Source organism: Nocardia alni (assembly GCF_019038435.1).
Lineage (GTDB): Bacteria > Actinomycetota > Actinomycetes > Mycobacteriales > Mycobacteriaceae > Nocardia > Nocardia alni.
Genome location: NZ_JAGPOX010000223.1, coordinates 1 through 11,142 on the forward strand (window position 1 = coordinate 1; position 11,142 = coordinate 11,142).

An 11,142-nucleotide genomic window follows, 5' to 3' on the forward strand; every position below is an offset into this window, starting at 1 on the left:
CTCACCCCCAAGGTCGCCGCTCGCCGCCGACCGAAGGCCGCTCGCGCCGCCGCGCCAACCCCGGAACCCGAACCGGCCCCGGCCCTCTGCCCCAACTGCTTCATCCAACTCCCCGCGACCGGAGTCTGCCAGTACTGCTGAGGCCCGCGGGTCGATACCGCGTTCGCCGTCCAAGCCGGCGCGGCAGTGAAGTGCCGGATAATTGGGACGCGGCTGATAGACAGTCGGTGCACAATAGGCTGATGGTGGAGATTGTGCTGGTCCAACCAATGATCTGCCAGTAGCAGTACGTCGGATTGTGCACCTGCGCATGTGATCCGCGGCGCAGCTCCGTACGGGGCAGATGACGATGTCCGCATTCAGGTGTCGACCACCGAACTGCGCTGTGTCGGTGTCGTGATCGCGGCCGGTAATCCACTAGACTTCGAACAACTGTTCGCGAACTCGAGGGGTGCATACGTGCGCGTGATGGGCGTCGACCCGGGGCTCACCCGGTGCGGACTGAGCATCGTCGAGGGCGGGCTCGGGCGGCAGGTGAGCGCGCTGGCGGTCGATGTGGTGCGTACGCCGCCGGAGATGGATCTGGCGCATCGGCTGTTGGCGGTATCGGACGCGGCCGAGCAGTGGATGGATACGCACCGGCCCGAGGCGGTCGCGATCGAGCGGGTGTTCTCGCAGCACAACGTGCGTACCGCGATGGGCACAGCGCAGGCCGGCGGCGTGATCGCGCTGGCTGCGGCGCGGCGGGGGATCCCGGTGGCGTTCCACACCCCGAGCCAGGTCAAGGCGGCGGTCAGCGGGAACGGCTCGGCCGACAAGGCGCAGGTCACCGCGATGGTGACCCGCATCCTCGGGTTGCAGGTCGCACCCAAACCGGCCGATGCCGCCGATGCGCTCGCGCTGGCCATCTGTCATTGTTGGCGGGCGCCGATGTTGGATCGGATAGCCAAGGCCGAGGCGATGGCCGCCGAACAGCAGCGCAAATACGCAGAACGACTTGCCCAGCAACGAAAGGCGGTAACCCGGTGATCGCGTCGGTGCGCGGAGAGGTGCTCGAGATCGGGCTCGACCACGCGGTCATCGAGGCCGCCGGGGTCGGCTACCGGCTCAACGCGACCCCCGCGACGTTGGCCACCCTCACCCGGGGCGAGGAATCCCGCCTCTATACCGCGATGATCGTGCGCGAAGATTCGATGACGCTGTTCGGCTTCGCCGACACCGAGGCCCGCGAACTGTTCGGTCTGCTGCAGACCGTGACGGGCGTCGGGCCGCGCCTGGCGATGGCGGTGCTGGCGGTGCTCGAGCCCGAGGCGCTGCGTAAGGCCTTGGCGGAGAGCAATGTCGCGGCGCTGACCCGTGTGCCGGGCATCGGCAAGCGTGGCGCCGAACGTATGGTCGTGGAGTTGCGCGACAAGGTGAATCTCGTTCCCGTGCAATCGGGTCCGCCCGGATCGGGTCCCGCGCCGGTGGTCACGCCGGTGCGCGATCAGGTGGTCGAGGCGCTCATCGGGCTGGGCTTCCCCGCCAAGCAGGCGGAGCCGGCGGTGGATGCCGTGCTGGCGGAGCAGCCCGATCTGGACACCTCCAAGGCGTTGCGCGCGGCGCTGGGGACGCTCGGTAAGAACCGGTAGTGCGCATGGGCGAGCGATCAGTAGACGCAGTCGAGTCCTCGTTCGTGCCGGAGCGAAGCGGGAGCATGAGCGAAGCGCAACAGGCCGAGTCGAGTTCATGGCGTGTCCCGACCCGTGAGCGGAGTGACGCCGCGGTGCGGTGTGTCTCATGGGAGGCGGGGCTGTGAGCGAGGCGGGCGAAGAATTCGACGAGGACGAATCGCAAGTCACCGCAAGCTATCTGAACTCGGACGGGGAGGTCGAGGCGAGCCTGCGCCCGAAATCCCTGGACGATTTCATCGGTCAGCCCCGGGTGCGCGAACAGCTCGCGCTGGTGCTGCGCGGCGCGAAACTACGTGGCGGCACCCCGGATCACGTGCTGCTGTCCGGCCCGCCCGGACTGGGCAAGACGAGTATGGCGATGATCATCGCCGGGGAACTCGGTTCGGCCCTGCGCATCACGTCCGGTCCGGCGCTGGAACGGGCCGGGGATCTGGCCGCGATGCTCAGCAATCTGGTCGAGGGCGATGTGCTGTTCATCGACGAGATCCACCGCATGGCCCGCCCCGCCGAGGAGATGCTGTACCTGGCGATGGAGGACTTCCGGGTCGACGTCGTCGTCGGCAAAGGGCCTGGGGCCACGTCGATTCCGCTGGATATCGCCCCTTTCACGCTGGTCGGCGCGACCACCCGATCGGGCGCGCTGACCGGCCCGCTGCGCGACCGCTTCGGCTTCACCGGCCACATGGACTTCTACGAACCCGATGAGCTGCAACAGATTCTGGAGCGCTCGGCCCGAATCCTGGGCGTACGCCTGGAATCCCATGCCGCCGCCGAGATCGCCGGCCGCTCCCGCGGCACCCCCCGCATAGCCAACCGCCTCCTGCGCCGCGTGCGCGACTACGCCGAAGTCCGCGCCGACGGCCTTGTCACCGTCGCCATCGCCCAAGCCGCCCTGGCGGTCTACGACGTCGACGGCCTGGGCCTGGACCGCCTCGACCGCGCCGTACTCGCCGCCCTCGTCCGTAGCTTCGGCGGTGGGCCCGTAGGCGTTTCGACCCTCGCGGTCGCCGTAGGCGAGGAGGCCGCAACCGTCGAAGAGGTCTGCGAACCCTTCCTCGTCCGCGCGGGCATGATCGCCCGCACCCCTCGCGGCCGCGTAGCCACCGCCGCGGCCTGGGAACACCTGGGCCTGGTCCCACCTCCAGACCTGGTCTTCGGTTCCATCGAAGTCCGTGGCCGAGAATCACACCCGACCCTCGATCTGTTCGATTAGACAGCGTCTCAAGTGCGGCTTGGTCCATCCTGTGTTGCGGCACTCCCGGGGCCAACTGCGGGCGAACTCGCTCGTAGCCGTTCAATAGCCTTCGGCCGAATGTGGAGTCCACTCAATTGATGTGGATTAATGCCACATTCGGTCCGCATCGGTCGATGCGATGATCAGGTGAATGTCGCGTTCAACCCCGAGTAGAGAGACCGGCTCAGCGCTCGAGCATCGCGAAGGCGACGTTGGAGCGGCCCCTGTTCTGGAAGATCGACAACGAGGCCCACAGTTCCAGAAGGTGGTCCACCGCCTCGGTCTGGTCGACATCGCCCACCCGTACCGGGCGCACGCCGATCTGCTCGATCAGCTCGTCCACCACGCGCTGTGCGTCGTCGTCCGGCCCGCAGTAGAACAGGTCGGGCCGTCGATCGCCGAACTGCGGGTCGGCGAAGATCTCCCAGGAATAGTGATGGAAAGCGCGCACGAGGGTGGCCTCGGGGGCGGATTTCCTCAGCACGCCCACGCTGTTGAGGGTGACCTGCTCACCCCATTCGCCGGTCGTCTCGGCAGCCCCTTTGAAGCGCTGGTTGGTCGCGTCGATCACGATGCGCCCGTTGAACGATGCCCCGAACTGGTCAGCGAGATCTGGCACCGCCTGACCGGTCACCGCCAGCAAAACCACATCGCTGTCCACGAGTGACTCGACCATGGTCGTGACCTTCACCTGGTCGCCCAGTCGATCTCGCAGCGCCGCAACCTTTTCCGACTCAGGATTCCGTACACCGAACACTACCGAATGCCCGGCGGCCGCCCACTTTCCACCCAAGGTCGCACCGATATCTCCAGCGCCGAGAATTGCGATCCGTTGTGTCGCCATAGTTCTGTCCCGTCTGTTTCCGCATCGGCCGCAATTGTTCTCGCGACCGCCTGGGCGATCCTATCGGCACGAGGTCGGCAGCTGTTCCCAGGCTTACAGGCCTGGTACACGCCGTTGCTCACCGAAGCTCTACGGATCCATGCCGTGCTCGGGCAGCCGGATGACGACACCGAACATTCTCGATCCGGCCTGAAGCTACATTTTGGTCTCGGATTTGTCGGAAACCGGAGTTTCGAGGTGCGAAAATGTAGCGCCGAGCCGCTGTATCGGTCGGGCCGGCGCGTTCAGCCCCGGCGACCGTGCAAGTAGTCGCTGACCACGGCCGCGCCCAGTCCGTCGAGGTCCGGGGCGACGACGCGGCCGGCGCTGCGGCGGGCGACCATGTCGACGAAGGCGGCCAGGCGGGGTTCGTCGCCGAGCATGAAGACCGTGACCGAGGCGCCGAGTTTGGCCAGGGCGTCGACCTGAGCCATGGTGACGGCCAGGGTGCGGGCCTGCGGGGGCCAGGCGAAGTAGGCCTCACCATCCGGTTCCAGGTGGGCGGTGGGTTCGCCGTCGGTGACGACCAGCACAACCGGTACGGCGTCGGGGTGGCGTCGCAGGTGGCGGCCTGCCAGCAGGAGTGCGTGGTGCAGGTTCGTGCCCTGCTCCCAGACGCCTTCCAGCGCAGTCAGTTCGGAGATGTCCACCGAGGTGGCATGGCGCCCGAAGGTGATCACGTCGAGGGCGTCGGAGCGGAAGCGCGTGGTGATCAGTTGGTGCAATGCCAGCGCGGTGCGCTTCATCGGCACCCACCGGCCCTCCTGCACCATCGACCACGAGGTGTCGACCAGCAGCGCCACCGCGGCGCGCGAGCGCTGCTCGGTTTCGGTGATCTCCACATCCGAAACATCCAGTCGCACAGTGCGACTCCCCGTGGACGCCGACCGAAGCACCGCGTTGCGCACAGTGCGTGAGACGTCCCAGGGCTCGGTGTCCCCGAAGGCCCACGGTCGCGACGCGCCGGTCGGCTCGCCCGCCGCACCGGCCAGGGCGGTATCGCGTTCCCCGCGCCGCGAGCGCAGCTGTCCGATGACCGAGCGCAGCGCGGTCTCACCGAGGCGGCGCAATGCCTTGGGGGTCAACCGAAGTGATCCGTCGGGTGCGCGTTCGAACAGCCCCTGACGACGCAGCTCCCGCTCGAGCTCGGCCAGGCGCTGCGCATCGACCGTCGCGTCCTCGCCGAGCTGGCGGGTCAGCGCGTCCAGGTCGATATCCTCCAGCCGCGCACCGGGATACGACTGTGCGAGCTGTTCGGCGAGGGCGTCGAGTTCGGCCAGATCCTGCATGGCCTGCGCGCCCTCACCCAAGCCCAGCGGATCCTGGCCGCGGAAACGCTGCGAGGATTCCCAATCCTCGCCCGGCCGAAGGGATCTCAGATTGGCGTCCAGCGCGGCGACCTGCGCGGCGACCTCCGGATCGCCGAACGCCTGCCCGATCAGCTCGGACAGCTCCGCGCGTTGTTCGGCGCTCATCGAGTTCATCATGCGCTGCGCGGCTGCGGCACGGGAGGCCAGCGCGTCGATCAGCTCGTCGGTATTGCGGGGATTCTCCGGGAAGAACTCGCCGTGCTCGGCCATGAATTCCGCGAACTGCTGTTCGGTGTCCTCGCCGCGCGCGTGGGCGGCCAGCAGATCGTTCAGATCGGACATCATCTGCTTGATCCGCTGGACGTCCTCGGGCGTGGTGCTCTGCAACGCCTGTTTCATGCCCTGGAACCGGGATTCGAGCAACTCCTGCCCGAGCATGTCCCGGATCTTCTGGTAGTTCTCCCGCCCCTTCTCCGATCGCCACGGATACTCCGCGAGCTCGCTCACCGCGGCCGCGGTACTCGGCGGCAGCGCGTCGAGTTGCGCCTCGGCGAACCGCGCGTCATCCGACGGATCCGGGAACAGTGCCCCTCGCTCGGCCTCCAACGCCTCATCCAGCAGCCGCCGCACCTCCTGCAAGGTGCCGTCGAGCCTGTTGCGCCGCGAGATCTCGGACCGTCGCTGCCACACCTGCCGCGTCAGCTCGTCCAGCCCGCGCCGGTCGCGCATCCCGCGCCGGAGCAATTCCTCGAGCGCCGCCCGCGGAGAACTCCCCTCCATGACATCGCGCCCGATCTGATCCAGGGCGTCCCGCAGGTCGAGCGGGGCCGCGAGCGGATCGGGCCCGTCATGATAGGGGCCGTATGAGTAGCGATCAGGGGAAGTCATGATGTCTCACAGAATGTTTCGGCGGCGGACGTGAGCGATGAATCGGTCGCCGCCCGGCGTGCGTCGGCGATCGGGACGGTGGAAGTGGTGCTCATGGTGTGGCCCAGCGGAGTTGTGCGGTCGAGCCACCAGGCTGGGGTGGCTCCGGCTCGGAGAACCGGCCTCCCGCTACATTCTTCGGACGCAATAGTCGGAAACCAGAGCCTCGAGGCGGAAAAATGCAGCGGTGGGCCGGGCCGTGGGTGCGCAGCCCGGGCCGGGCGGGGGTTATGTCTATCACGGTGCTGCGCATGGTGTTTCGACTACGATCCGTAGACGGCGAGGTCGTTGTCGGTGTCCTTGGCGACCTGGCGTGCCAGGTACAGCGCCTCCAGGGCGAATTCGACGGCCGACGCGATGCGGGTCGGCGGGTCGCTGGGGGCGACGCCCAGGCGGGTGGCGACCTCGTGCAGCACCGGCAGTTCGGGCAGGGCGGACAGGACATCCTTGCCGGGAATGCGTTCACCGGTGGTGACCAGGTTGCCGTCGCTCACCGCGGCGGCCAGGGGGCGCAGGTTCACCCCGCCGAGGCGGGCGCGGGCGGTCTCGGCGAAGGCCTTGCGCAGCAGGTGGGTGAGGTGTTCTGTCTCGCGGCCCTCCTCGCCGGATTCGAACTCCAGCTTGCCGCGCAGCACCGTCGGGACCGATTCCAGGTCGATGGGCCGGGCGACGGCAGGCTGCTCGCCGGTGATTGCCGAGCGGCGCAGCGCCGCGGCGGCGACGGTCTCGGCGGCGGCGACCGCGAAGCGTGCGGACACGCCCGAGCGTTGGTCGATCGCCGTGGACTCGCGCAGCTGACGCACGAAGCGGGCGAGCACCTCGATCAGCGGATCGCCCACCTCGGCGACCAGCTCGGACTCCTGGCGGACCAGATCCGTCTCGGCTTCGACGGTGAGCGGGTAGTGGGTGCGGATCTCCGCACCGAATCGGTCCTTGAGCGGGGTGATGATGCGGCCGCGGTTGGTGTAGTCCTCGGGGTTGGCGGTGGCGACCAGCAGCACGTCCAAGGGCAGGCGCAGGGTGTAGCCGCGCACCTGGATATCGCGCTCCTCCATCACGTTGAGCAGCGCGACCTGGATGCGTTCGGCCAGGTCGGGGAGCTCGTTGATCCCGACGATGCCGCGATGCGCGCGCGGCACGAGCCCGAAGTGGATGGTCTCGGGATCGCCCAGGCTGCGGCCCTCGGCGACCTTCACCGGATCCACGTCGCCGATCAGGTCGCCGACCGAGGTGTCCGGGGTGGCGAGCTTCTCCGCATAGCGTTCGGAACGATGCCGCCACGCGACGGGCAGATCGTCGCCGAGTTCGGCGGCCAGCCGACGCCCCGCCGGGCTGATCGGCTCCAGGGGATGTTCGCCCAGCTCGGCCCCCGCGATAACGGGCGTCCACTCGTCCAGCAGCCCGATCAGCGTGCGCACGAGCCGGGTCTTGCCCTGCCCGCGCTCACCCAGCAGCACGACGTCGTGCCCCGCCAGCAAGGCCCGCTCGAGCTGCGGCAACACGGTCCGATCGAAGCCGACGATCCCCGGCCACGGATCACCTCCGGACCCCAGCAGGGCCAGCAGGTTCTCACGAATTTCGGACTTCACACTCCGCGGTAGATATCCGGCGGCGCGCAGCTCCCCCGCGGTAGTGGGCAAATTCTCCGGTGCGGTCACTCCAACGACGCTACGACGATCTTGCGCCGCCGTCGACGCGAAGCCACTTCTCGAAAAATCATTTGACACCCATGCATCACCACCCGTAGTTTTTGTCCGGGCGGGTAATGCTCAGGAAAAGCCCTGGCCTGGGCCACTTTTTAGCGTGATTTCCCCCCCGAATTTCGCTCAGTGCGAACACAACCCGGTATCCAGGTCGGTCGGCTGCGGATGGGTGGGCCAGGTCAGCGGTGTGAGACTGGTTTCGAGGTATCGGCTCCCCGGTCTCGAGCCCGCCGTGTGGTCGATAACGCCGCATTCGGCGTAGAAGGGCTGCGCGCGCGTACGGATCGCGGTTCGCGTCACACGTGCTCGGTTGCAGCCGTGCTCGGTCGGCTTCTCCGCGGCGAGAGCGTCCGCGACGGCGGCCAGAACCCCGGCCTCGGACTCGACCCGCGTGCAACCGCTGCTTTTCCTCGTGCCGCCGCTGTGCTGGGTGTCGGCCGTGCGCAGGCCGTTGGTCCGCCTGGGTGTCGATCTGATCCTGGGCGGCGATCGCCGCGGCGGAGTTCGCTGTCAGTGTGAGGCTGCTGGTGTTCGAGGGCGCTATCTCCGTCATCGCCTTGCTCGTCGTGGTGGACGCGGTGCTCCTGCTGTCGGGCGCAGACGCCTCGCCGGCGGTCGTGGCCGGGCGGATGCTGGGTGCCGCCTGCTCGTGCTGAGCGGTTGTCTGATGGCAGTCGTCGACCTTGTCGAGGAGCCTGACAGGGGTCAGTCGGGCAGGACCGTTCCGGGTGGGGGGAGGGTTCCGTCGGTCAGGTAGCGCGTGACGGCGTCGCGGGTGTGGCCGGGGATCATTGTCGAGGTGTGGCCGTCGCCGTCTCGGGTCAGTAGGTCCGCGTTCGGGATTTGGGTGGCCATGAGCTGGGCCCAGCCGTAGGAGGTGGAGGGGTCGTGGGTGGCGTTGACCAGGAGAGGAGTGATGGTGGTGTGGATTATCGCGGTGTGCGGGGGATTGCTGAAAGCGGCTGGCCAGCCTTGGCATTGGGCGATGTAGTCGTAACTTTGGGTGGCGCCCAACGTATTCGGGGCGATCGTGCTGCCGATGATCTCTTCGGAGTGTAGGCGGGCGAAAGTCGTGAAGTCGGGGCGGAATTCGGCGCAGCCGACGGCCAGGCCGGCAGCGGAGGTGGGGGTGGCGACGTCGGGGGACAGAGCGCCGGCGTCGCCCTTGCGGGCTTGGTCGAGGGCCTCGGCCAGGTCCTTCCAGCCGCCGCTGATGGGGGAGATGGCCGGCCTGAACAGCAGGCCGTCCTGGATCTGCATGAGCAGATCACCCGGACGGACCTGGGGCGCACAGTGTTTCGAGGTAACGCATCGGGGTGCGGGCAGAGGCGCCTGCCGGGCGCGGGTGACCAGGTCACGCACGACCGCGCGGGCGTCGTCGGAGCCCAGGGCGCAGCCGGCGGTGGTGTGGCACCAGTCGGCGAATCGGCCGAGACTGTCCTCGAAGGCGGCCGCCTCGTAGACGTGCATTGTGCTGGGCGGCATGGAGTGGACGAGATCACCGTCCAGGACCAGTGCTCGGCTGTCGGCCGGGAACAGGCGCGCGTACTCGAAGCCGATCTCGGTGCCGTAGGACAGCCCCAGGTAGTTCAGCGGTGTGCCGCCCAGACGCCGGCGAATCACCTCCAGGTCACGCGCGACCGCCACGGTGTCCACATGATCGAGCAGCGCGCCCGAAAGCCGTTGGCAGCTCTGCCCGAACGCCCGGTTGGCCGCGACCATGGCATCGAAGGCGGCCTGATCGGCAGGGAAGATATCGGGAAGCTTGTTCTGCAGGTCAGGATCGCAGCGCACCGCCGGACGGCTGAGCCCGATCCCGCGTGGATCCAATCCGATCAGATCGAACCGCTGCCGCAGTTCGTCCGGAAGTACACCCGGATGGGTGCTTTCGCCCGCCACCATGCTCGTGCCCGACCCGCCCGGGCCGCCGGGATTCACCACCAGAGCGCCGATCCGCCGCCCCGGATCGCCGGCGGGCAGCCGATCGATCCCGACGGTGATCTTCTGCCCGTCCGGCGTGTCCCAGTTCAGCGGCACCTCGATGGAGGCGCACTGTACGAGCGTGCCATAGTCGGCCGGACACGCCTTCCAGGCGATGGGCTGCTGCGAAGTCCCGGTCGCCCCCGATCCGCACCCCGCCGCCATCAGCACGACCGCCGCCAACCCCGCAACCCTCGTCATCCGCACCGCCCGAGCCTAGAGTCCGCCGTGCGCACCCACATCCGGGTATCACGGTTTCAGGCGATCGGCCGTCCCGCCCACCCTCCTAGGGGAGTGCCCAGCCTACCGCCACCTTTTTCCGCCTCGAGAAGCCGCTTTCGGACAAATCGAGCCGCAAAATGTGGCGAAAGGCCGGTCCACCCAGCCACTCGCCGCGATGCCGCCCCGACACCACTCCCAAAACCGGGGTCAGTGCACGGCCGCGGTCGCATCGCACTCTGCGAGCCGGCTGCACACCACCACGCGAAGGACAACCCGGCCTATCGCTGCATTTTTGCGCCCCGAGGCTCTGGTTTCCGAGGATTTCGCTCGAAAAATGCAGCGGGAGACCGGTTCTCTCCTACCGACCCGGCACCGCGCCCGCGAGCCGCTATCAGCGCACGATCACTACCGAGCCGCGCTCTGCGAGCCGACTCCACACCACCACGCGAACGAAACCCCGGCCTATCGCTGCATTTTCCCGCCTCGAGACTCCGGTTTCAGACGATTCGGCCCCAAGAATGCAGTGGGAGGCCGGTTCTCCGAATCTGCTGGGCAGGTTCTCGATCGCTGTGGCCGGATTGCTCCCACTTCGTCGCGATGCCCCACAGTACGATTGCCACTCGGTAACCGGTACGGCAGAAAGTGGGTGCGATGCACTGGGATCAGATGTCCGCAACGCCCGACGACCTGCGTAAGCGGGCTACGCGGCTGCGTCGCGGGGTGGGGCAGCTCGGAGTGCTCGAGTCGATCATCGAGGTCGCGGACGGTCCGTGGCTGGGTGCGATGGACGCCGACGGCCGCGGGACGGCGGAACTGCGCATGCACCTGGCCGGGCGCTATCGCCTGATGGCGGTGGTGACGAGCGCCGGAAAGCTCAGCCTGATCCAACTGCACACACCGACCACGGGCGAGCGCGTGCTCTCGACCAAACCCGCCCAACGCCTGGGCTGGACCGACACCGACCCGATGCCCAAACAGCCCACCTGGCTGGACTATGTCATCGACTGGGTCAGCGCGGCCAGCGCACAGGTGGGCCGCCGCGCCGTCATCGAATGGCAACTCGACGGCGCCGACCGTCGCCTGGCCGCCATGAACGACACCATCGCGGGTATGCGCGCGAGCCTGCTGGAGCGCGAAGAACTCCGCGACACCCTGGCCACCGAAATAGAGACCCTCCGCACCGAACTGAACACCCTCCCCACCCCGGAAC

At 68.0% G+C, this 11,142-nt stretch carries 9 protein-coding genes; 5 read left to right on the top strand and 4 right to left on the bottom strand.

Features of this window, described 5'->3' with window-relative positions:
- Positions 1–459 precede the first annotated feature (459 nt).
- From ruvC to ruvB, 3 genes are all read left to right on the top strand, one after another.
- Positions 460–1,029 carry a crossover junction endodeoxyribonuclease RuvC gene (ruvC, locus tag JZ791_RS41830; RefSeq protein WP_216903175.1) on the top strand — a complete coding sequence of 190 codons (570 nt, stop codon included), beginning with the start codon at positions 460–462 and terminating at the stop codon, positions 1,027–1,029.
- Complete coding sequence (gene ruvA, locus JZ791_RS41835; RefSeq protein WP_216903159.1) at positions 1,026–1,631, top strand: Holliday junction branch migration protein RuvA; 606 nt, start codon at positions 1,026–1,028, stop codon at positions 1,629–1,631. The genes ruvC and ruvA overlap by 4 nt, the downstream gene beginning before the upstream one ends.
- 163 nt (positions 1,632–1,794) lie before the next feature.
- The gene (gene ruvB, locus JZ791_RS41840) at positions 1,795–2,886 is read left to right on the top strand and encodes a Holliday junction branch migration DNA helicase RuvB (protein WP_308163452.1); all 1,092 of its coding nucleotides are present in this window, start codon (positions 1,795–1,797) and stop codon (positions 2,884–2,886) included.
- 205 nt (positions 2,887–3,091) lie between these two features.
- Here the strand turns inward: ruvB and JZ791_RS41845 are convergent, their stop codons facing one another.
- The 3 genes from JZ791_RS41845 to JZ791_RS41855 all read right to left on the bottom strand — a co-directional run bounded on the left by JZ791_RS41845 (position 3,092) and on the right by JZ791_RS41855 (position 7,685).
- Entirely contained in the window at positions 3,092–3,751 is a 660-nt protein-coding gene (locus JZ791_RS41845) for an NADPH-dependent F420 reductase (protein WP_216903163.1), read from the bottom strand.
- 284 nt (positions 3,752–4,035) lie between these two features.
- Entirely contained in the window at positions 4,036–5,988 is a 1,953-nt protein-coding gene (locus JZ791_RS41850; RefSeq protein ID WP_216903165.1) for a VWA domain-containing protein, read from the bottom strand.
- A 302-nt stretch (positions 5,989–6,290) separates the two neighbouring features.
- Positions 6,291–7,685: a sigma 54-interacting transcriptional regulator gene (locus tag JZ791_RS41855; RefSeq protein WP_216903167.1), complete on the bottom strand. Its 1,395-nt coding sequence runs from the start codon at positions 7,683–7,685 to the stop codon at positions 6,291–6,293.
- A 560-nt stretch (positions 7,686–8,245) separates the two neighbouring features.
- Between JZ791_RS41855 and JZ791_RS41860 the strand changes: the two genes are divergently transcribed.
- Entirely contained in the window at positions 8,246–8,386 is a 141-nt protein-coding gene (locus JZ791_RS41860) for a hypothetical protein (protein ID WP_216903169.1), read from the top strand.
- A gap of 49 nt (positions 8,387–8,435) precedes the next feature.
- Here the strand turns inward: JZ791_RS41860 and JZ791_RS41865 are convergent, their stop codons facing one another.
- A complete protein-coding gene (locus JZ791_RS41865; protein ID WP_216903171.1) occupies positions 8,436–9,911 on the bottom strand; it encodes an alpha/beta hydrolase in 1,476 nt (491 codons plus the stop codon).
- Positions 9,912–10,583: 672 nt separating this feature from the next.
- Between JZ791_RS41865 and JZ791_RS41870 the strand changes: the two genes are divergently transcribed.
- Positions 10,584–11,142, top strand: a 559-nt coding sequence (locus JZ791_RS41870) for a hypothetical protein (protein WP_216903173.1), incomplete at its 3' end; no start/stop codon positions are given.